This is a genomic window from Stenotrophomonas sp. YJH_SMC_58, from assembly GCF_059369635.1.
Map to the genome: position 1 here is coordinate 1 of NZ_JCAFSW010000015.1, position 21508 is coordinate 21508.

The 21508-nt window shown below is 66.3% G+C and carries 17 protein-coding genes; 13 read left to right on the forward strand and 4 right to left on the reverse strand.

Annotated features, from left to right (window positions below):
• The 6 genes from AC5P68_RS16585 to AC5P68_RS16610 form a co-directional block, all read left to right on the forward strand.
• A partial coding sequence (locus tag AC5P68_RS16585) for a methyl-accepting chemotaxis protein (RefSeq protein WP_495203633.1) occupies window positions 1–553 on the forward strand: 553 nt, incomplete at its 5' end.
• 37 nt (window positions 554–590) lie between these two features.
• Entirely contained in the window at window positions 591–1460 is an 870-nt protein-coding gene (locus AC5P68_RS16590) for a CheR family methyltransferase (protein WP_049402309.1), read from the forward strand.
• A complete protein-coding gene (gene cheD / locus AC5P68_RS16595; protein ID WP_005409511.1) occupies window positions 1457–2053 on the forward strand; it encodes a chemoreceptor glutamine deamidase CheD in 597 nt (198 codons plus the stop codon). The genes AC5P68_RS16590 and cheD overlap by 4 nt, the downstream gene beginning before the upstream one ends.
• Entirely contained in the window at window positions 2050–3123 is a 1074-nt protein-coding gene (locus tag AC5P68_RS16600; RefSeq protein ID WP_005409510.1) for a protein-glutamate methylesterase/protein-glutamine glutaminase, read from the forward strand. Before cheD ends, AC5P68_RS16600 begins: the two co-directional genes overlap by 4 nt.
• Window positions 3124–3215: 92 nt before the next feature.
• Window positions 3216–4802, forward strand: coding sequence for a hypothetical protein (locus AC5P68_RS16605; protein WP_414498176.1), 1587 nt, complete (start codon window positions 3216–3218; stop codon window positions 4800–4802).
• Between the two features lie 90 nt (window positions 4803–4892).
• Window positions 4893–5837 (forward strand): hypothetical protein, encoded by a 945-nt coding sequence (locus tag AC5P68_RS16610; protein ID WP_111172439.1) that lies wholly within the window; start codon window positions 4893–4895, stop codon window positions 5835–5837.
• Window positions 5838–5928: 91 nt separating this feature from the next.
• Here the strand turns inward: AC5P68_RS16610 and acnB are convergent, their stop codons facing one another.
• The 3 genes from acnB to AC5P68_RS16625 are packed head-to-tail and all read right to left on the reverse strand — an operon-like array spanning window position 5929 to window position 9193.
• A complete protein-coding gene (acnB, locus tag AC5P68_RS16615) occupies window positions 5929–8520 on the reverse strand; it encodes a bifunctional aconitate hydratase 2/2-methylisocitrate dehydratase (RefSeq protein WP_005409507.1) in 2592 nt (863 codons plus the stop codon).
• 43 nt (window positions 8521–8563) lie between these two features.
• Entirely contained in the window at window positions 8564–8962 is a 399-nt protein-coding gene (locus AC5P68_RS16620; protein ID WP_005409506.1) for a type II toxin-antitoxin system VapC family toxin, read from the reverse strand.
• A 6-nt stretch (window positions 8963–8968) separates the two neighbouring features.
• Window positions 8969–9193, reverse strand: a complete 225-nt coding sequence (locus tag AC5P68_RS16625; protein WP_005409505.1) for an AbrB/MazE/SpoVT family DNA-binding domain-containing protein — start codon at window positions 9191–9193, stop codon at window positions 8969–8971.
• Between the two features lie 191 nt (window positions 9194–9384).
• On the opposite strand from AC5P68_RS16625, the gene bamE reads away from it, so the two are divergent.
• The gene (bamE, locus tag AC5P68_RS16630) at window positions 9385–9756 is read left to right on the forward strand and encodes an outer membrane protein assembly factor BamE domain-containing protein (protein ID WP_005409504.1); all 372 of its coding nucleotides are present in this window, start codon (window positions 9385–9387) and stop codon (window positions 9754–9756) included.
• Window positions 9757–10016: 260 nt separating this feature from the next.
• Complete coding sequence (gene acnA, locus AC5P68_RS16635; protein WP_414498162.1) at window positions 10017–12770, forward strand: aconitate hydratase AcnA; 2754 nt, start codon at window positions 10017–10019, stop codon at window positions 12768–12770.
• Window positions 12771–12921: 151 nt separating this feature from the next.
• On the opposite strand, the gene AC5P68_RS16640 is transcribed toward acnA, so the two are convergent.
• Window positions 12922–14472 (reverse strand): BCCT family transporter, encoded by a 1551-nt coding sequence (locus tag AC5P68_RS16640; RefSeq protein WP_005409502.1) that lies wholly within the window; start codon window positions 14470–14472, stop codon window positions 12922–12924.
• A gap of 170 nt (window positions 14473–14642) precedes the next feature.
• Between AC5P68_RS16640 and betI the strand changes: the two genes are divergently transcribed.
• From betI to rpfF, 5 genes are all read left to right on the forward strand, one after another.
• The gene (gene betI / locus AC5P68_RS16645; RefSeq protein ID WP_005409501.1) at window positions 14643–15233 is read left to right on the forward strand and encodes a transcriptional regulator BetI; all 591 of its coding nucleotides are present in this window, start codon (window positions 14643–14645) and stop codon (window positions 15231–15233) included.
• A 38-nt stretch (window positions 15234–15271) separates the two neighbouring features.
• On the forward strand, window positions 15272–16744 hold the full coding sequence (gene betB / locus AC5P68_RS16650) for a betaine-aldehyde dehydrogenase (protein ID WP_231522784.1): 1473 nt from the start codon (window positions 15272–15274) through the stop codon (window positions 16742–16744).
• A gap of 101 nt (window positions 16745–16845) precedes the next feature.
• On the forward strand, window positions 16846–18528 hold the full coding sequence (gene betA, locus AC5P68_RS16655; protein ID WP_005409499.1) for a choline dehydrogenase: 1683 nt from the start codon (window positions 16846–16848) through the stop codon (window positions 18526–18528).
• 222 nt (window positions 18529–18750) lie between these two features.
• Window positions 18751–20427, forward strand: a complete 1677-nt coding sequence (locus AC5P68_RS16660; RefSeq protein ID WP_414498163.1) for a long-chain fatty acid--CoA ligase — start codon at window positions 18751–18753, stop codon at window positions 20425–20427.
• A 200-nt stretch (window positions 20428–20627) separates the two neighbouring features.
• On the forward strand, window positions 20628–21497 hold the full coding sequence (gene rpfF, locus AC5P68_RS16665) for a diffusible signal factor synthase RpfF (protein WP_414498164.1): 870 nt from the start codon (window positions 20628–20630) through the stop codon (window positions 21495–21497).
• The last annotated feature ends 11 nt before the right edge of the window (window positions 21498–21508 follow it).

Consider the following 21508-nt stretch of genomic DNA (forward strand, 5'->3'; position numbering starts at 1 on the left):
TGCCGGCGAGCAGGGCCGTGGTTTCGCCGTGGTCGCCAGCGAAGTGCGTACCCTCGCCCAGCGTTCGGCTGCGGCGGCCAAGGAGATCAAGGGCCTGATCGATGATTCGGTCGGCAAGGTCGCCGAAGGCTCCAGCCTGGTGCACCAGGCCGGCAGCACCATGGGCGAGATCGTCGCCTCGGTGCAGCGCGTGACCGACATCATGGCCGAGATCTCCGCCGCCTCGCAGGAACAGTCGGCCGGCATCGAGCAGGTCAACCAGACCGTGGTGCAGATGGACGAGACCACCCAGCAGAACGCCGCGCTGGTGGAAGAAGCCACCGCCGCCGCACGTGCGATGGAAGACCAGGCCGCGCAGCTGGCCGACGCCGTGGCGATCTTCCGCCTCGACAACCAGGTCTCCGCCGCAGTGAAGGCTGTCGCCGAACGCGTCGAACCGGCGCGCATCACCACCGTGGCACGTCCGCAGCCTACCAGCACGCCCGCGCCGGTACGTCGCAGCAGCAACGGCAGCACCTTCGCCGCCAGCGACAGTGACTGGCAGGAATTCTGAGACCCACCCGCGGCGGCTTCGGCCGCCGCCTCTGCCGATGGACACGTCCCCCGTGCAAAGTCCTACCCCCATCGTCACCGGCCCGCGCGAATTCGAGTTCGCCGACCGTGATTTCCGCCGCGTCTGCGACCTGATCTACCAGCGCGTGGGCATCGCCCTCGCACCGGCCAAGCGCGACATGGTCTATGGCCGCCTGTCGCGCCGCCTGCGCACGCTGGGCATGCGCAGCTTCCAGCAGTACCTGGACCATCTTGAGCAGGAAGACGGTGACGAGTGGCAGGCGTTCACCAACGCACTGACCACCAACCTGACCTCGTTCTTCCGCGAGCCGCACCACTTCGACAAGCTGCGCGAAGAACTGCAGCAGCGTTCCAGCCGTTCGCCGCTGCTGCTGTGGTCGTGCGCGGCGTCCACCGGTGAGGAACCCTATTCGATGGCGATCACCGCCTGCGAGGCCTTCGGTACGCTGAAGCCGCCGGTGCGCATCATCGCTACCGACGTCGATACCCAGGTACTGGCCACCGCCGGCCGCGGCGTCTACAACATCGACCGTGTCGCCAATCTCGACCCGGACCTGCGCCGCCGCTACTTCCAGCGTGGCAGCGGTCCCAACGAGGGGCAGTGCCGCGTGCTGCCGGCGCTGCGCGAGCTGATCGAGTTCCGTCCACTGAACCTGCTCGCCCCGCGCTACGACGTCGGCGGCCCGTTCGACGCGCTGTTCTGCCGCAATGTGATGATCTACTTCGACAAGCCGACCCAGCGCGCCATCCTCGGCCGCCTGGTGCAACACCTGGCCGACGATGGCCTGCTCTACACCGGACACTCGGAGAACTACCTGCACGCCGCCGACCTGATCCAGCCCTGCGGGCGCACCCTGTACCGCCGCGCGGCAAAGGCCGGCGCATGAACGCCTCACTGCGTACCGACGACGTGATGCGCTACCAGGATGCACGCTTCCAGACCCTTGCCGCCAAGCTGCTGCCCACCCAGTACCTGGTGGTCGATGACACCACCGCGCTGACCACCACCCTGGGTTCGTGCGTGGCCGCCTGCCTGCGCGACCCGGTGCTGAAGATCGGCGGCATGAACCACTTCCTGCTGCCCGAGGGCAACGCCGGCGACGGCGCGCCCGCGCGTTACGGCAGCTATGCGATGGAACTGCTGATCAACGACATGCTCAAGCGCGGCGCGCACCGCAAGCGCATCGAGGCCAAGGTGTTCGGCGGCGCCAACGTACTGAAGGGCTTCACCAGCAATCCGGTCGGTACCCGTAACGCCGAGTTCGTGCGCCAGTACCTGCAGGCCGAGCATATTCCGATCATCGCCGAGGACCTGTGCGGCATCCATCCGCGCAAGATCTGGTTCTTCGCCGACACCGGCCGCGTGGTGGTGCAGCGCCTGCCGCATGCCCACGAAGCCGAAGTGGCTGCCACCGAATCGGCAGTGCGTGCGCGCCTGTCCAAGGCCCCGGTCACCGGTGGCGTGGAGTTGTTCGAATGACCCTGACCGGCAACGCCCCCTGCCGGGTCCTGATCGTCGACGACTCCGCCGTCGTGCGCCAGATGCTCACGGAAATCCTGTCCAGCGATCCGGCCATCGACGTGGTCGGCACCGCTGCCGACCCGCTGCTGGCACGCGAGAAGATCAAGCGCCTGGCCCCGGACGTGATCACGCTGGACGTGGAAATGCCACGCATGGACGGCCTCGCCTTCCTGGAAAACCTGATGCGGCTGCATCCACTGCCTGTGGTGATGATTTCCTCGTTGACCGAGCGCGGCGCCGATACCACGCTGCAGGCACTGGCACTGGGTGCCGTGGACTTCGTCTCCAAGCCCAAGCTGGACGTCGCACGCGGCCTGCAGGGCTACGCCGACGAGATCATCGCCAAGGTGAAGATGGCGGCGCGCTCGCGGGTGCGCCCGCTGGTGCGTGCTGCCGCTCCGAAACTCCTGCTGGAAGCAGCTCCTGCAATGCGCCCGGCTGCACCGCAGTTCCGCACCACCGACCGCCTGATCGCGATTGGTTCTTCGGCCGGCGGCACCGAGGCGCTGCGCGTGGTGCTGGAAGGCATGCCGGCCGATGCGCCTGCCGTGGTGATGACCCAGCACCTGCCTGCCAGCTTCAGCAGCGCCTTCGCCGAGCGCCTGGACCGGCACTCCGCGATGGCCGTGCGTGAGGCCAGCGACGGCGAGGCAGTGCTGCCTGGCCATGCCTACCTGCCACCGGGTGGCAAGCACCTGCGGATCATCCGCGACGGTGCGCGCTGGCGCTGCCGCGTCGACGATGGCCCTGCGGTGAACCGTCACAAGCCCGCGGTGGACGTGCTGTTCCGTTCGGTCGCGCAGAGCGCGGGCGGCAACGCCATCGGCGCCATCCTCACCGGCATGGGTGACGATGGCGCGCGCGGCCTGCTGGAAATGCGCCAGGCCGGCGCGCCGACGCTGGTCCAGGATGAAGCCACCAGCGTAGTCTGGGGCATGCCCGGCGCTGCCTTCAAACTGGGAGCGGCCGAAGAACAGGTGCCATTGGAACGGATCGCCGAACGACTCTTGGCGCTCGCCCGCGGCTGATCGTCCGCGGCATCGCACCGCCTGATTCCCCCTTTCAGATGCCGGCCCCGGAAGGGCCGGCACGGCTGTCGTGTTTTCCAAGGAGTTTGACCGTGGCCCTGCGTCTCTTCCCTTACCAACCGTCACTGCTGGCGGCCGCTCTGCTGGCTCCGCTGGCAGCCACCGCTGCCGGCGTGCCAGCACCGCCGCAGGCCACCCCGGGCCTTCCCCCCGCCCCCGTCGCGAAGGGCACCGCCTGGACCGATCGCGTCCACATCCAGAGTGGTCCGGATACCGCATCGAAGCGCCTCCACGGACCCGACGTGGCGTTGCGCATCGTCACCCCCGATGACAGCGAGTCGCTCACGCCAAAGGGCCTCGCACTGCTTTTCAGCGGCAATGAGCCGGACTACTTCCGGCGCAACACCCTGCCCGGCAGCATCGTCGAGAGCCAGGCGAGCCCCGCCATCACGCTGATGCCCAACGTAGCCAGGGCGCTGGTGGGTGGCTACTTCAGCTATGCGCCCGACGCGCTGCCCAACCAGAGCAGCACCCTGCGTTTCAGTGCAGACACCTGGGCGCTGGTGCACCAGGGCAACACACGGAAGGATCCCCTTTACCGCCTCAACCACGTCAGCACCATCGAGCAACGCCGTGCCGATGGCACCCTGGCTGAAATCATCAGATGCAGTGACAGCGACGACCGGGCGACCCTGGGCGAGTGGCAGGCCAATGACTACGCCAGGCTCAAGATTGCCGCCCAGGTGATCACGATGAAGTGCACCGAGCAGCTCATCAAGCGAATACCGGCGATGTACCCTCGCCCGCTTGCTGCTGAAGATCTCACGGCCTACGCAGGCGGTGCCGTGCCGCCGGCACGGGTGCGCATCTATGCCAGCCTGGGGCGGACCACCACCCTGTACACCGACGCCGCCTGCCGCGAGGATTACCGTGACAGGATCGACGTCAAGTACAACAACGCCGGTGACAAGGGCGTGCTCGGCATCCCCGCCACGGAAACCCTGCGCAGCAAGGAGAACGAGCGGTTCTCCATGCTCAGCTACCAGGAGTACGAAGTCGCCGGCGGCAAGCCGCTGATCGTCGAGGCGCGCTTCGACGCATCAAGCCGCATGTACTGCGACGGGCAGTTGTCGGGTCAGTTCGTGGCCAGGCCCGGGCAGGACTACGAAGTGGAAATGGAAGTGGCCGACAAGATGTGCCGCCTGCATCTGCGCCAGGTACACGCCGATGGCAGCACGACGCCACAGGTTGCGCGCAAGACCCCCAGCATCTGTGAGGGCACGCGTGCGCCGGTGCGCGTTGAACCGCGGCAGGACATGCAGGTCCTGCTGTTCAGCCCAGGCCAGCTGCAGATCCAGGATGCCCGCCAGGGCAGCGCACCGGAACGGTTGACCGACGACGCGGGCAGCACCGAGGCACTGCGGAAGATGCTGCAGCAGGCCAGCAGCAATCCCGGCACACGCCTGTGCGTGGTGGTACCGGCTACCGATTACAGCAGCGCCCTTCACGATGCCGTGCGCGAACGCGTACTGGACGCACCACAGGTATTGCCCAGCCTGTGGGAAGAGGCGGCCACGGTGAACAGGCGCCGCAGCGCCGCCGCCGATGCTCCGGTCGACATCGCCGCTGCGATCGCCCATTGCAATGCGTTCCCGATCAGGGAGTTCGCGCCGCGCTGAGCAATCGCTCCCCTGCCTTCGGCCTTCGCCGGGCATCAACCACCAGAGCGCGCACAGCGCCTCATTTTCGTTTCCCCAAGGAGTACTACCGTGGCATTACGCCCAACCTGCCTCACCGCCGCGATCGCGGCCACCCTGCTGCTGGCGCCGTCGGCCTACGCCAACGACGAAGCACCCACACCCACGCCTGCCGTGGATTCCGCGGTCACCAGCGGATCAACGCTCGATCCAGCAACGGATGCGGCGACCGCGCCAGACGCGGCGCACGCCCCCACCGCGGCCGATCCGGCCATCGGGAATGTCACAGCCGCCGTGGCAGCTCCTCTCGACTACAGCAGCCTGCAGCACGTCAAGGTCACTTCCGGACTGGGTGCAGGCCCCAACGGCAATCGCGTGGGCGATCACGTGCTGCGCCTGGTGATGCGTGCCGACACCGCTGCCGTCACCGCGGCCAAGGTCGGCCTGTCTGCTCTGGCGTTCGTCACTGGCGTGGGTGACATCGGCACGAGCAACAGCTTCAGCAAGAACAACGTCCGTGGCGAGGACATCCACTCTGTGCCCAGCCCGGCCTTCGGCGCATTGCCCGGCATGATCCGCGAGCAGCTGGCACTCTATTTCGCGGCCCACCCCGGCGCCATTCCCAGCGACGAGCGCACCGTGGAAGCCAGTGCCGGCCAGTGGTCGCTGGTGTACCAGAAGCTCAGCGATGCAGAGACCCCCTACGAGCTGCGCCACGATGTAACCATCGGCTTCCCGGTGGTGCGCAAGCTGTTCCGCAGCGCCAGTGGCGGCCAGGGCGTGCACTGCCGGGACGAAGCACGGGTTGCCCCGCTGCAGGAATGGCAGGCAGACGACTATGCGAAGGCCAAGGCGGCGTCGCGTGAGTTCGCCGAGGCCTGCATCGCGCGTTTCGTGGCTGAGCTGCCCCGCCTGTTCCCCGACCATGGCGTTCTGCCGCAGCCCGCGGTGGAAGCCGAGCTTCCGGCGGAAACGCCGACCGTGACCGAGGAAGCGGCGGCCGTTACCCAGGCCTGAACCTGGGTACGCCCACAAACGAAGAACCCCCGGTTCTCACCGGGGGTTCTTCGTTTCAACGGCGTGCCGGCCAGCGGCCGGCACTACCGCGTCAGGCAGCGACCGTGTTGGCTACGTCCTGGTATTCCTCGATCTGGTCGAAGTTCATGTAGCGGTAGATCTCCGCACCATTGGCGTTGATCACGCCGATGTCCGCCATGTACTCCTCCTTGGTCGGGATGCGGCCCAGACGCGAGCAGATCGCGGCCAGTTCGGCCGAACCCAGGTACACGTTGGTGTTGCGGCCCAGGCGGTTCGGGAAGTTGCGGGTCGAGGTCGACATCGCGGTGGAGCCTTCGCGGATCTGCGCCTGGTTGCCCATGCACAGCGAGCAGCCCGGCATTTCCATGCGGGCACCGGTGGCGCCGAAGGTGCCGTACACGCCTTCCTTGGTCAGCTCCGAAGCATCCATCTTGGTCGGCGGGGCCACCCACAGGCGGGTCGGCAGGTCACGCTTGCCTTCCAGCAGCTTGGCAGCGGCACGGAAGTGACCGATGTTGGTCATGCACGAACCGATGAACACTTCGTCGATCTTGGCGCCAGCGACTTCGGACAGGGTCTTCACGTCGTCCGGATCGTTCGGGCAGGCCACGATCGGCTCGTGGATGTCGGCCAGGTCGATCTCGATGACGGCGGCGTACTCGGCGTCGGCATCCGGCTCCAGCAGCTGCGGGTTGGCCAGCCACGCCTCCATCTTCTCGATGCGACGCTGCAGCGAACGCGGATCCTGGTAGCCCTCGGCAATCATCCACTTCAGCAGCGTGATGTTGCTGGTCAGGTACTCGATGATCGGTTCCTTGTTCAGGCGCACCGAGCAACCGGCCGCCGAACGCTCGGCCGAGGCGTCGGACAGTTCGAACGCCTGTTCGACCTTCAGCTCCGGCAGGCCTTCGATTTCCAGGATGCGGCCGGAGAAGATGTTCTTCTTGCCCGCCTTGGCCACGGTCAGCAGGCCCGACTTGATCGCGTACAGCGGAATCGCGTTGACCAGGTCACGCAGGGTCACGCCCGGCTGCATCTTGCCCTTGAAGCGCACCAGCACCGACTCCGGCATGTCCAGCGGCATCACGCCGGTGGCCGCAGCGAAGGCGACCAGGCCCGAACCGGCCGGGAACGAAATGCCCACCGGGAAGCGGGTGTGCGAGTCACCACCGGTACCCACGGTGTCCGGCAGCAGCATGCGGTTGAGCCAGCTGTGGATCACGCCGTCGCCCGGGCGCAGCGAAACGCCGCCACGGGTGGAGATGAACTCCGGCAGGGTGTGGTGGGTCTTCACGTCCACCGGCTTCGGGTAGGCGGCGGTGTGGCAGAACGACTGCATCACCAGATCGGCCGAGAAGCCCAGGCAGGCCAGGTCCTTCAGCTCGTCACGGGTCATCGGGCCGGTGGTGTCCTGCGAGCCGACCGAGGTCATCTTCGGTTCGCAGTAGGTGCCCGGGCGCATGCCCTGGCCTTCCGGCAGGCCACAAGCGCGTCCGACCATCTTCTGTGCCAGCGAGAAGCCCTTGCCGGTGTCGGCCGGCTGCACCGGCAGGCGGAACAGGTTGGTCGGGGCCAGGCCCAGCGCTTCGCGCGCCTTGCCGGTCAGGCCACGGCCGATGATCAGCGGAATGCGGCCACCGGCACGCACTTCGTCGAACAGCACTTCGGACTTGACCTGGAACTCGGCGATCACTTCACCGTTCTTCAGCGCCTTGCCTTCGTACGGACGCAGCTCGACCACATCGCCGTGCTCCATCTTCGACACGTCCAGCTCGATCGGCAGTGCGCCGGCATCTTCCATGGTGTTGTAGAAGATCGGGGCGATCTTCGAACCCAGGCAGACGCCACCGGCGCGCTTGTTCGGGATGAACGGAATGTCATCACCGGTCCACCACAGCACGCTGTTGGTAGCCGATTTGCGCGAGGAGCCGGTACCGACCACGTCGCCGACATAGGCAACCAGGTGGCCCTTGTCCTTCAGGTCGAGGATCTGCTGGATCGGGCCGCGCTTGCCGTCTTCTTCCGGGGTGAACGGCGCGTCGTCGCGCTTGTTCTTCAGCATCGCCAGGGCGTGCATCGGGATGTCCGGGCGGGTGGTCGCATCCGGTGCCGGCGACAGGTCGTCGGTGTTGGTCTCGCCAGGCACCTTGAACACGGTGACGGTCAGGCTCTGCGGCACTTCCGGGTTGCTGGTGAACCACTCGGCATCGGCCCAGCTCTGCAGCACGGCCTGGGCGTTGGCGTTGCCGGCCTTGGCCTTTTCCTGCACGTCGTGGAACGCGTCGAACACCAGCAGGGTCTTCTTCAGGCCATTGGCGGCAATGGTGCCGACGCTGGTGTCGTCAAGCAGCTGCACCAGCGGCGCAACGTTGTAACCGCCGAGCATGGTGCCCAGCAGTTCGGTGGCGCGCTCGCGGCTGATCAGCGGGTTCTGCTCGCTGCCCAGCGCGATCGCGGCCAGGTACGAGGCCTTGACCTTGGCTGCGTCATCGACGCCGGCCGGCACGCGGTGGGTCAGCAGGTCGAGCAGGAACTCGGCCTCGCCCTGCGGCGGGTTCTTCAGCAGTTCGATGACATCGGCCGTCTGCTGCGCGCTCAGCGGCAGCGGCGGGATGCCAAGCGCAGCGCGCTCGGCGACGTGGTGGCGGTAGGCTTCCAACATGACAACTCCCGGGTAATGCGTAGGTTGAAATAACAAAGTGGGCTCAGGCTTGCGGCACGATCAGCTTCAGGCCCTTGAAGTAGTCGCGGTAAAACGTGTCGTTCCAGGTGATCAGGCCGTCGCACTGCAGCAGTGCGTGGGCGCCGACCATGAATTCGTCCAGGCTGCGGCGGCTGCCGCCGCGCTGGCGATGACGGCGGTGCATCTCGCCGGCGCGCAGTGCCGACTTGGCTTCCATCGGGTTGAAATGCACGCCCATCTCTTCCAGCGCTTCGAGCACTTCGGCACCGCCGCGCAGCGATGCGCAGACTTCGGCCAACGTTGCGCCACAGACCACCACGCGGCCGCCGACCAGGCTCTGCCGCAGGATGGCTTCCACCGCATCGGCCTGCGGACCATTGCTGAGCAGCTCGACCAGAACTGGGGAATCGACGGCGATCATCACCGCTTACTCCTCGTCACGCACCGCGCGCACCGCCGCGTCGGATGATTCGAAGCCGTCCAGCGCGAACTTGCCGCGCGCCCGTGAGATGGCATCGTCAACACTCTTGCGCAGGATGATGCGGCTGCCGTCCAGCTCGACCTTCAGCAGCGTGCCCTTGGTCAGGCCGAGGGCATCACGCACCGCCTTGGGCAGGGTGATCTGTCCGCGTTCAGCAACGGTGGCTTCCATGGGGGTACGCCTCAAAAAGTATGCATGAATTATACATACTCGCAGTATCTGGAACAAACCCGGCCAATCCGTGACCGCGATCCTGCGCTGGTCGCATCCGGGGGTTAGACTGGCTCCGCAGCGACCTGCTGCGGCCCCGGGCTGGACGCACCGCGTGCCGCCCGCACCTACCCGCCATAAAAGGATGTTCCATGCGCGCCTTGACCCTTGCCCTGATGCTGGCTGCCCCGCTGGCCCTTTCGACGACGGCAGCCCACGCCAATCCGTTCGGCGCCTACACCACCGGCGTCGAGATCACCCAACAGCAGATGGACACCCTGGAAGTCGGCAAGACCAGCCAGGACCAGGTCCGTGAGAAGTTCGGCGCACCCGGCCGCCGCGAACAGCTGGGCGACACCCAGGTCTGGTACTACGACTACGTGAAGATCAAGACCTTCGGCAAGAACATCCAGGAAGCGACCGTCCTGGAATTCAACAAGCAGGGTGTGCTGACGGCCAAGTCCAAGAGCAACGCTGTTGGCAAGACCGGCAATCCGCTGCTGGATGCCGCCAACGGCAAGTAAGTCCTGCTCGACACGCACTTCCGGACGGGACGCCCATGGGCGTCCCGTCTGCGTTCGGGCCAGCGGGCGACGACCGCACGCGCTGACACGAAGGCTACACACACCGCTGTAACCTTGCGTTCCAAGCCAGCCGGGTCATTGCCGGGCGCTGGATCGCCGATACTGGGCAGGATCCGGGGCCGGAATGCCACCGGCGACCGCAAGCAGGCCCTTGCACGCACGGGCCAGAGCAAGCCATCCGCAAGAAGGAGTTACCCCGCATGAGCGATTCGTTCTCCACCCGCAGCCAGCTGAACGTCGGCGGCAAGACCTACGACTACTTCAGCCTGCCCACGCTGGGCCAGCGCTTCGATATCTCCCACCTGCCCTACTCGATGAAGATCCTGCTGGAGAACCTGCTCCGGCACGAGGACGGCGGCATCACCGTCGGCACGGACCACATCGAAGCCGTGGCCCGCTGGAATCCGGCGGCAGAACCGGACACCGAGATCGCCTTCATGCCGGCGCGCGTGGTCCTGCAGGACTTCACCGGCGTGCCCTGTGTGGTCGACCTGGCCGCGATGCGCGATGCGGTGGTCAAGCTCGGCGGCTCGCCGGAGCAGATCAACCCGCAGATTCCCTCCGAACTGGTCATCGACCACTCGGTGCAGGTCGATGTGTTCGGCAAGCCGGACGCACTGGACCTCAACGGCAAGATCGAATTCCAGCGCAACCAGGAACGCTACGGCTTCCTGCGCTGGGGCCAGAAGGCCTTCGACAACTTCAAGGTGGTGCCGCCGAACACCGGCATCGTCCACCAGGTGAACCTGGAAAACCTGGCCCGCGTGGTGATGACCGCGGACAAGGATGGCAAGGCCGTGGCCTACCCCGATACCGTGTTCGGCACCGACAGCCACACCACCATGATCAACGGCATCGGCGTGCTGGGCTGGGGCGTGGGCGGCATCGAAGCGGAGGCCGCCATGCTCGGCCAGCCATCGTCGATGCTGATCCCGCAGGTGGTCGGCTTCAAGCTGACCGGCAAGCTGCCCGAGGGTGCCACCGCCACCGACCTGGTGCTGACCGTCACCCAGATGCTGCGCAAGCTGGGCGTGGTCGGCAAGTTCGTCGAGTTCTACGGTGACGGCCTGCAGCACCTGCCGCTGGCCGACCGCGCCACCATCGGCAACATGGCCCCGGAATACGGCGCCACCTGTGGCATCTTCCCGATCGACGCCGAGTCGCTGAACTACCTGCGCCTGTCCGGCCGCAGCGAAGAGCAGATCAACCTGGTCGAGGCCTACGCCAAGGCGCAGGGCCTGTGGCACGAGCCGGGCAGCCCTCACGCCCAGTACAGCACCACGCTGGAACTGGACATGGGCACGGTGAAGCCGTCGCTGGCCGGTCCGAAGCGCCCGCAGGACCGCGTGCTGCTGGAAGACGTGCAGAAGAACTACCGTGAAGCCCTGGTCGGCATGACCGCCAACCGTGACAAGCGCAGCGACGACGTCTCCTCGTTCGTCAACGAAGGCGGCGGCGCCGCGGTCGGCAACGAGCAGCTGGCCAAGGGCTTCGCCGACATCGAGATCGAAGGCCGCAAGGTCCGCCTGAAGGACGGTGCGGTGGTCATCGCTGCCATCACTTCGTGCACCAACACCTCCAACCCGGCGGTGATGATCGGCGCCGGCCTGCTGGCCCGCAATGCGGCCGCCAAGGGCCTGAACCGCCAGCCGTGGGTGAAGACCTCGCTCGGGCCGGGCTCGCGGGTGGTCACCGATTACCTGGAAAAGGCCGGCGTACTGAAGGAGCTGGAAAAGATCGGCTTCTACGTGGTCGGCTACGGCTGCACCACCTGCATCGGCAACTCCGGCCCGCTGCCGACCGAAGTCAGCGCCGGCATCGCCACCGGCGACCTGGTGGTCACCTCGGTGCTGTCGGGCAATCGCAACTTCGAGGGCCGCGTGCACCCCGAAGTGAAGATGAACTACCTGGCCAGCCCGCCGCTGGTGGTGGCCTACGCCATCGCCGGCACCACCGACATCGACCTGACCACCCAGCCGCTGGGAACCGGCAGCGATGGCCAGCCGGTGTTCCTGCGCGACATCTGGCCGAGCAACAAGGAAATCGGTGACGTCATCGCCGCCACCATCGGCCCGGAGATGTTCAAGCAGAACTACGCGGATGTGTTCAAGGGTGATACCCGCTGGAACACCATCGCCTCGCCGGACGGCAACCTGTACGCGTGGAGCGATGCCTCCACCTACATCAAGAACCCGCCGTACTTCGATGGCATGACCATGCAGACCGGCAGCATCGACGACGTGCACGGCGCGCGCGTGATGGGCCTGTTCGGCGATTCGATCACCACCGACCACATCTCCCCGGCCGGCAACATCAAGAAGGACTCGCCGGCAGGCCGCTTCCTGCAGGAGCGCGGCGTGCAGCCGGCCGACTTCAACAGCTACGGCAGCCGCCGCGGCAACGATGACGTGATGGTCCGCGGCACCTTCGCCAACATCCGCATCAAGAACCTGATGTTCGGTGGCGAGGAAGGCGGCAACACCCTGTACTACCCGGCCGGTGGCCGCCAGCCGGAAAAGCTGGCGATCTACGATGCGGCCATGAAGTACAAGGCCGACAAGGTGCCGCTGGTGGTGCTGGCCGGCAAGGAGTACGGTACCGGCTCGTCGCGTGACTGGGCTGCCAAGGGCACCCTGCTGCTGGGGGTGAAGGCGGTCATCGCCGAAAGCTTCGAGCGCATCCACCGCTCCAACCTGGTCGGCATGGGCGTGCTGCCGCTGCAGTTCCGCAACGGCGAGAACGCGCAGAGCCTGGGCCTGGACGGCTCGGAAGTGATCGACATCACCGGCCTGCAGGATGGCGCCAGCAAGCGCGCCACGGTCACCGCGACCAAGGCCGATGGCACGAAGAGGACCTTCGAGGTGTCGGTGATGCTGCTGACCCCGAAGGAAGTCGAGTACTTCCGTCATGGTGGCCTGCTGCAGTACGTGCTGCGCCAGTTGGCCAGCAAGTAACGTTCCGCTCTCGGTAGAGTCGACGGCTAGTCGACTACCCAACAAAAGGGCCGGATCCTCGCGGATCCGGCCCTTCCTGTTTCTCTGCAGCCAGGCATGCCCTGGCTCTACCGCAACTCCGGCGGCACCGCGATGGGCGCCAGGTGCGCGATCACCGGCGCGGCGCGTCCGGGTCGGTGCGCAGCGCCTTCAGCAGGCCCCACATGTAGAACGCCAGGGTGAACGAGAACGGCAGGCCGCACAGCACCACCGCCGTCTGCATTGCGCTGAAATTGCCGGCCAGCAGCAGCCCGACGCTGGCCACGGTGATGCCGACGGCCCAGAACACGCGCAGCCAGATCGGCGCGTCATGACCGTCTTCCACCCCATCGTCAACGCGACGGGTACACAGGTTGGCGATCATCAGCGTGCCCGAATCGACCGGGGTCAGGAACAGCACGAAGCCGATCACCACCGCGGCACCGGCCACGTACGGCGCGGCGGGCAGGTATTCCAGCAGCTTGAACAGCGTCATCGCCGCATCGTGCTGGGCCACGTCACCCAGGATCGCCTGGCCATGGTTGAGCACCAGGTCGATGGCGGTGTTGCCGAAGATCGACAGCCACGCCAGGGTAAAGCCGAGCGGGATCAGCAGCACGCCCATGATCACTTCGCGGATGGTGCGGCCGCGCGAGATGCGTGCCACGAAAAGGCCGACGAACGGCGCCCAGGCGATCCACCAGGCCCAGTAGAACAGCGTCCACGAGCCCATCCACTCACGGCCCTTCGGGTCGTTGAGGTACATGTCGAAACTCTTGCGCACGAACGCACCGAGGTAATCGCCGGTGTTCTGGATCAGGCCATCGAACAGGTGCAGGGTCGGGCCGGTGACCAGCACGAACAGCAGCAGGCCGCACAGCAGGCGCACGTTGAGGTTGGACAACCAGGCAATGCCCTTCTCCACACCGGCGACCACGCCGATGGTGGCCACCACCATCATCACCAGCACGATCGCCACCAGCACCTGCGGCGTATCCGGGATGTGGAACAGGTAGACCAGGCCGGACTGCACCACCAGCGCGCCGATGCCGAGGTTGGTGACCATCGAGATCAGCGTGGCGAGGATGCCGAAGCCATCGACCATGTCGCCGATGCGGCCATGGATGCGCTCACCGAAGATCGGGTACAGCGCCGAGCGCAGCGCCAGCGGCAGGTCACGGCGGTAGGCGAAATAGCCCAGTGCCACGCCGACCAGCGCATACAGCGCCCAGCCGTGCAGGCCCCAGTGCAGGAAGGTCAGCACCATCGCCTCGCGGCCGGCGGCCACGGTGCCGCCGGGTTGCCCGGGCGGATGCAGGAAGTGGTCCAGCGGCTCGTAGGCGCCGTAGTACAGCAGCGCGATGCCGATGCCGGCCGAGAACAGCATCGAGACCCAGGCGACGTAGCCGAAGGCCGGCGATTCCTCGTTGTGACCCAGGCGGATGCGGCCATACGGCGAGAACGCCAGCCACAGCACGAAGCCCAGGCACAGCACGATCAGCAGCATGTACCACCAGCCGAACGCGGCCGACACCTCGGCCTGCGCCCATTGCAGCCAGTGCTCGCTGCCTTCGGGATAGAGAACGGTGAGCAGCCCGAGGATGCCGATCGACACCGAGGAGCTGAAGAAGACAAAACGGTTCAAGCGCAGGGGCGAACGCTTGGGATGAGCCAGGGAAGACATGGGGTCGTCTCATCAAGTCCGAGGGAGCACATGGGCGGGGCCGGACCGGTAAACCGGGCCCATGGCGTGGGGCGCGAGCGCATCCTAGGGTTTATTGATTGAACGTTCAATCAATAAAAAGCATAATGGCGGGCAGCCCGATCCTTCGGGTCGCAATCCGTGGAGAGACAATGCCGAAGAAAGGCGTGGAACCGGTACGGCGCGAACAGCTGATCCGGGCCACTTTCCAGACCATCGACGAGATCGGCATGGCCGATGCGACCGTCGCCACCATCGCGAAGAAGGCAGGGCTGTCCAGCGGCATCGTCGCCCACTACTTCGGCGACAAGGACGGCCTGCTCAATGCTGCAATGCGGCAGATCCTGCGCGAGCTGAAGGACGCGGTCGCCCGCTACCGCGCCGACGCCAGCGACGACCCGCGCGAGCAGCTGCGCGCCATCGTCGACGGCAACTTCGACGACAGCCAGATCAACGGCACCGCGATGCGCGTCTGGCTCACCTTCTGGGCCGCGAGCATGCACCAGCCGGAACTGGCCCGGCTGCAGCGCGCCAACGACCAGCGCCTGTTCTCCAACCTGTGCCACCAGTTCAACCGCCTGCTGCCCCACCCGCAGGCCCGCCTGGCCGCCCGCGGGCTGGCCGCGATGATCGATGGCCTGTGGCTGCGCGGCAGCCTGGTCGGCGGCCAGTTCAACGCCGAGAAGTCCCGGCGCATCGCTTACGGCTACATCGACTTCCAGTTGCAGGCTGTCGCGCTATAAGCGCTTCAGCACCCGCCCCCTTCCAAGGAGTACGCCCCATGACCACCCTGCCCGTCCAACAGCTCTACATCCACGGCCAGCGCGTCGATGCCACCAGCGGCAAGACCTTCAAGACCGTCAACCCGGCCACCGGTGAGGTGATCGCCGAAGTGCAGGTTGCCAGCCAGGCCGACGTCGAGCGTGCCGTGCAGAGCGCGTCCGAAGGCCAGAAGGTGTGGGCCGCGATGACCGCGATGGAGCGCTCGCGCATCCTGCGCCGCGCCGTCGAGATCCTGCGTGAGCGCAACGACGAACTGGCCCACCTGGAAACCCTGGACACCGGCAAGGCGCTGGCCGAAACCACCACCGTGGACATCGTCACCGGCGCCGACGTGGTCGAGTACTACGCTGGCCTGGCCACCGCCATCGAGGGCATCCAGCTGCCGCTGCGCGAATCGAGCTTCTTCTACACCCGTCGCGAGCCGCTGGGCGTGGTCGCCGGCATCGGCGCCTGGAACTACCCGATCCAGATCGCCATGTGGAAGTCGGCCCCGGCGCTGGCCGCCGGCAACGCGATGGTGTTCAAGCCTTCGGAAGTGACCCCGCTGACCGCGATCCGGCTGGCCGAGATCTACACCGAAGCCGGCGTGCCGGCCGGCGTGTTCAACGTCGTGCAGGGCCCGGGCCGCGAGATCGGCCAGTGGCTGACCGAGCACCCGGTGATCGAGAAGATTTCCTTCACCGGCGGCGTCGCCACCGGCAAGAAGGTCATGGCCAGCGCCGCGTCCTCCTCGCTGAAGGAAGTGACCATGGAGCTGGGCGGCAAGTCGCCGCTGGTGATCTGCGATGACGCCGACCTGGACCGCGCCGCCGACATCGCGGTGATGGCCAACTTCTTCAGCTCCGGCCAGGTCTGCACCAACGGCACCCGCGTGTTCGTGCCGCGCAGCATGCTCGCCGCATTCGAGGCCGCCGTTGTCCATCGCGTCAAGCGCATCCGCATCGGCGACCCGATGGCCGCTGAGACCAACTTCGGCCCGCTGACCAGCTTCCCGCACATGGAAAACGTGCTGCGCTACATCGAAAGCGGCAAGGCCGAAGGCGCCCGCCTGCTGACCGGCGGTGGCCGTGCCACCGAAGGCGCGCTGGCCAATGGCGCCTACGTTCTGCCGACCGTGTTCTCCGACTGCCGCGATGACATGACCATCGTCAAGGAAGAGATCTTCGGGCCGGTGATGAGCATCCTCGCCTACGACGACGAAGACGAAGTGGTGCGTCGCGCCAACGACACCACCTTCGGTCTGGCCGCCGGCGTGGTCAGCAAGGACATCAGCCGCGCCCACCGCATCATCCACCGCCTGGAAGCCGGCATCTGCTGGATCAATACGTGGGGTGAGTCGCCGGCCGAAATGCCGGTCGGTGGCTACAAGGAATCCGGCGTCGGCCGCGAGAACGGCATCTCCACCCTCGGCCACTACACCCGCATCAAGTCGGTGCAGGTGGAACTGGGCGACTACGCCAGCGTGTTCTGACCGGCGCGCCCCGAGCGCGCACCCTCGTCCGGCCACCGCGCCGATCCGACATTCCGCCGGGACGCCTGCATGCAGCGCGCCCCGGCCTGCAGGAGACACCCATGAGCACCCACAACGAGTACGACTACATCATCATCGGCGCCGGTTCGGCCGGCAACGTGCTGGCTACCCGCCTCACCGAAGATGCCGATGTCAGCGTGCTGCTGCTGGAAGCCGGTGGCCCGGACTACCGGCTCGACTTCCGTACCCAGATGCCGGCGGCACTGGCCTTCCCGCTGCAGGGCAAGCGCTACAACTGGGCGTACAAGACCGATCCCGAGCCCTTCATGAACAACCGCCGCATGGACTGCGGCCGCGGCAAGGGCCTGGGCGGCTCGTCGCTGATCAACGGCATGTGCTACATCCGCGGCAACGCGATGGATTACGACAACTGGGCCAGCATGCCGGGCCTGGAAGACTGGACCTACCTGGACTGCCTGCCGTACTTCCGCAAGGCGGAAACCCGCGACATCGGCCCCAATGACTACCACGGTGGCGACGGCCCGCTGCGGGTGACCACGCCGAAGGCCGGCAACAACGAGCTGTTCGCTGCGATGGTCGAAGCCGGCGTGCAGGCCGGCTACCCGCGCACCGACGACCTCAACGGCTACCAGCAGGAAGGCTTCGGCCCGATGGACCGCACGGTGACCCCGAAGGGCCGTCGCTCCAGCACCGCCCGTGGTTACCTGGACCTGGCCAAGCCGCGCCCGAACCTGACCATCGTCACCCACGCGCTTACCGACCGCATCCTGTTCTCGGGCAAGCGTGCGGTGGGCGTGCAGTGGCTGCACAACGACCAGCCGCAGCGTGCCACCGCGCGCCGCGAAGTGCTGCTGTGTGGCGGCGCCATCGCCTCGCCGCAGATCCTGCAGCGTTCGGGCGTCGGCCCGGCCGACCTGCTGCGCAGCCTGGACATCGACCTGGTGCACCACCTGCCGGGCGTCGGCGCCAACCTGCAGGACCACCTGGAGATGTACCTGCAGTACGAGTGCAAGAAGCCGGTCTCGCTGGCACCGGCACTGAAGCTGTACAACCAGCCGGCCATCGGCGCCGAGTGGCTGTTCCTGGGCACCGGCATCGGCGCCAGCAACCAGTTCGAGGCCGGCGGCTTCATCCGCAGCGACGCCGAATTCGACTGGCCGAACCTGCAGTACCACTTCCTGCCGGTGGCGATCAATTACAACGGCTCCAACCCGATCAAGGCGCACAGCTTCCAGATGCACGTCGGTTCGATGCGCTCGCCCAGCCGCGGCCGCATCCACGTGCGTTCGAAGGATCCGCGCGAACATCCGAGCATCCTCTTCAACTACATGTCGCATGAGCAGGACTGGCGCGAGTTCCGCGCGGCGATCCGCATCACCCGCGAGATCTTCGCGCAGCCGGCGCTGGCACCGTACAGCGGCCGCGAGATTTCCCCGGGCAGCGCGCTGCAGACCGATGCGCAGATCGATGCGTTCGTCCGCGAACATGCCGAGACCGCCTACCACCCGTCGTGCTCGAACAAGATGGGCCATGCCGATGACCCGATGGCGGTGGTCGACGGCCAGGGCCGCGTGCACGGGCTGGAAGGCCTGCGCATCGTCGATGCCTCGATCATGCCGCAGGTGGTGACCGGCAACCTCAACGCGCCGACCATCATGATGGCCGAGAAGCTGGCCGACGTGATCCGCGGCCGCACCCCGCTGGCCCGCAGCACCGCGCCGTATTACAAGGCCAACGGTGCACCGGTGCGCAAGCAGGACTGACGCAAGCGCCCCGCCTGGCGACACGGTCGTGCCGGCCGCTGGCCGGCATCCACCGGAATCCCGATCGAGCGCAGATGCCGGCCAGCGGCCGGCACGACCAAGCAAAGAGGCCCTTCGGGGCCTCTTCGCGTTTTCCCTACGGCGGGGTATGCTGCAATGAACGGCCATTGTCGCTACGCTCAGGGCCGGAACCTAATACATCACGATTCCTGGAGGGGGAATATGAGTCTGGATCGTCCCTGGCTGCAGAGCTATCCGAAAGGCGTTCCCGCCGAAATCGACGTCAACGAGTTCCATTCGGTAGCTTCGGTCTTCGACGCTTCCGTCGCGAAATTCCGCGACCGTCCGGCCTACTCCAGCTTCGGCAAAGTGCTCACCTACGGTGAGACCGATGCGCTGGTCACCCAGTTCGCCGCCTACCTGCTGGGTGAGCTCAAGCTCAAGAAGGGTGACCGCGTCGCCCTGATGATGCCCAACTGCCTGCAGTACCCGGTGGCCACCTTCGGCGTGCTGCGCGCCGGACTGACCGTGGTCAACGTCAACCCGCTGTACACCGCGCGCGAACTCAAGCACCAGCTGGTCGACGCGGGCGTCAGTGCGCTGGTGGTGGTCGACAACTTCGGCGACACCGTCGAACAGGTCATCGCCGATACGCCGGTCAAGCACGTGGTCACCACCGGCCTGGGCGACCTGCTCGGCGCCAAGGGCGCGATCGTCAACTTCGTGCTGAAGTACGTCAAGAAGATGGTGCCCAACTACCACATCAAGGGCGCCGTCCGCTTCAGGCAGGCGCTCAAGCTGGGCAGCCGCCACGCGCTTCCGAAGGTCGAGATCGACCACGACGACATCGCTTTCCTGCAGTACACCGGCGGTACCACCGGCGTGGCCAAGGGCGCGATGCTGACCAACCGCAACCTGATCGCCAACATGCAGCAGGCGTCGGCGTGGCTGTCCACCTCGGGCATCGAGCCGGGCAAGGAAGTGATCATCACGGCCCTGCCGCTGTACCACATCTTCGCGTTGACCGCGAACGGCCTGGTCTTCATGAAGTTCGGTGGCTGCAACCACCTGATCACCAACCCGCGCGACATGAAGGGTTTCGTCAAGGAGCTCAAGGGCACCCGCTTCACCGCCATCACCGGCGTCAACACGCTGTTCAACGGCCTGCTCAACACGCCCGGCTTCGACGAGATCGACTTTTCTTCGGTCAAGTTCACCCTCGGCGGCGGCATGGCGGTACAACGTGCCGTGGCCGAACGCTGGAAGAAGGTCACCGGGGTGACCCTGGTCGAAGCCTATGGCCTGACCGAGACCTCGCCGGCAGCCTGCATCAACCCGCTCACCCTGCCCGAGTACAACGGCGCCATCGGCCTGCCGATCCCGTCCACCGATGCCTGCATCAAGGACGACAACGGCAACATCCTGGCGCTGGGCGAAGTGGGCGAGCTGTGCATCAAGGGCCCGCAGGTGATGAAGGGCTACTGGCAGCGCCCGGAGGAAACCGCCACCGCCATCGACGCCGACGGCTGGCTGCACACCGGCGACATGGCGAAGATGGACGAACACGGCTTCTTCTACATCGTCGACCGCAAGAAGGACATGATCCTGGTGTCCGGCTTCAACGTGTACCCGAACGAGGTCGAGGACGTCATCGCGATGATGCCGGGCGTGCTGGAAGTGGCCGCGGTCGGCGTGCCGGACGAGAAATCCGGCGAGGTCGTGAAGGTCGTGATCGTGAAGAAGGACCCGAACCTGACTGCGGAAATGGTCAAGGAACATGCCCGGGCCAACCTGACCGGTTACAAGCACCCCAGAATCGTAGAATTCCGAAAGGAGCTGCCGAAGACCAACGTGGGCAAGATTCTCCGTCGCGAGCTGCGTGATACGCCCGCCCAGTAAGGGTTTCCGGGCAACACGACAGTACAGGGGACCCCGCCGGAGACGGCGGGGTCTTTTTATTGCCGGAACATGGCCGGCCCGGCGCTTGCGGGCGGTTCACGACGGGTGCATAGAATCAGTCGCCGCCGCATGTTCAGCTCGCCCCCTCACTCCTCTCCGTCCGCTCTGCGGTTGGCCGGACGGTCACACGGAGAACTCCCATGTCTGCAGTACGCCCCATCATTACCCGTCCCTCGCAGCACCCTACCCTGCGTATCACCGAAGAACCCGAGCGGGACGTTTACTGGATCCATATGCACGCCAACCTGGTCAACCAGCCAGGCCGGCCGTGCTTCGCCTCGCGCCTCGTCGATGACATCGTCGACTACCAGCGCGAACTGGGCGATCGCCTCAGCGCCTCGCACGCTCTTTCACCCCATGTCGTACTTGCCTCGGACAGCGACGTGTTCAACCTGGGCGGCGATCTCGAACTGTTCTGCCGCCTGATCCGCGAGGGCGACCGCGCCCGCCTGCTCGACTATGCCCAGCGCTGCGTGCGCGGCGTGCATGCCTTCCATGCCGGCCTGGGCACCCGTGCCCACAGCATCGCCCTGGTCCAGGGCAATGCACTGGGGGGCGGCTTCGAGGCCGCACTGAGCTGCCACACCATCGTCGCCGAGGAAGGCGTGTTGATGGGCCTGCCGGAGGTGCTGTTCGACCTGTTCCCCGGCATGGGCGCCTACTCCTTCCTGTGCCAGCGGATCAGTCCGCGGCTGGCGGAGAAGATCATGCTGGAAGGCAACCTCTACACCGCCTGCCAGCTGAAGGAAATGGGCCTGGTCGACATCGTGGTGCCGGTGGGCGAAGGCGTTGCCGCAGTCGAACAGGTGATCAAGGAAAGCCGACGCATCCCGCACGCCTGGGCGGCGATGCGTGAGGTCAACGAGATCGCCACCATGGTGCCGCTGCATGAAATGATGCGGATCACCGAGATCTGGGTAGACACTGCGATGCAGCTCGGCGAGAAGTCCCTGCGCACCATGGATCGGCTGGTACGGGCGCAGGCCCGACGCAATGGCGACCCGGCCTGATCGTCTGGCGG

What these genes read in the sequence shown, in the direction of transcription:
- AC5P68_RS16590 (WP_049402309.1), top strand. Translation starts at nt 591, where the DNA reads ATGGACACGTCCCCCGTGCAAAGTCCTACCCCCATCGTCACCGGCCCG.
- cheD (WP_005409511.1), top strand. Translation starts at nt 1,457, where the DNA reads ATGAACGCCTCACTGCGTACCGACGACGTGATGCGCTACCAGGATGCA.
- AC5P68_RS16600 (WP_005409510.1), top strand. Translation starts at nt 2,050, where the DNA reads ATGACCCTGACCGGCAACGCCCCCTGCCGGGTCCTGATCGTCGACGAC.
- acnB (WP_005409507.1), bottom strand. Translation starts at nt 8,520, where the DNA reads ATGTTGGAAGCCTACCGCCACCACGTCGCCGAGCGCGCTGCGCTTGGC.
- AC5P68_RS16620 (WP_005409506.1), bottom strand. Translation starts at nt 8,962, where the DNA reads ATGATCGCCGTCGATTCCCCAGTTCTGGTCGAGCTGCTCAGCAATGGT.
- AC5P68_RS16625 (WP_005409505.1), bottom strand. Translation starts at nt 9,193, where the DNA reads ATGGAAGCCACCGTTGCTGAACGCGGACAGATCACCCTGCCCAAGGCG.
- bamE (WP_005409504.1), top strand. Translation starts at nt 9,385, where the DNA reads ATGCGCGCCTTGACCCTTGCCCTGATGCTGGCTGCCCCGCTGGCCCTT.
- acnA (WP_414498162.1), top strand. Translation starts at nt 10,017, where the DNA reads ATGAGCGATTCGTTCTCCACCCGCAGCCAGCTGAACGTCGGCGGCAAG.
- AC5P68_RS16640 (WP_005409502.1), bottom strand. Translation starts at nt 14,472, where the DNA reads ATGTCTTCCCTGGCTCATCCCAAGCGTTCGCCCCTGCGCTTGAACCGT.
- betI (WP_005409501.1), top strand. Translation starts at nt 14,643, where the DNA reads ATGCCGAAGAAAGGCGTGGAACCGGTACGGCGCGAACAGCTGATCCGG.
- betB (WP_231522784.1), top strand. Translation starts at nt 15,272, where the DNA reads ATGACCACCCTGCCCGTCCAACAGCTCTACATCCACGGCCAGCGCGTC.
- betA (WP_005409499.1), top strand. Translation starts at nt 16,846, where the DNA reads ATGAGCACCCACAACGAGTACGACTACATCATCATCGGCGCCGGTTCG.
- AC5P68_RS16660 (WP_414498163.1), top strand. Translation starts at nt 18,751, where the DNA reads ATGAGTCTGGATCGTCCCTGGCTGCAGAGCTATCCGAAAGGCGTTCCC.
- rpfF (WP_414498164.1), top strand. Translation starts at nt 20,628, where the DNA reads ATGTCTGCAGTACGCCCCATCATTACCCGTCCCTCGCAGCACCCTACC.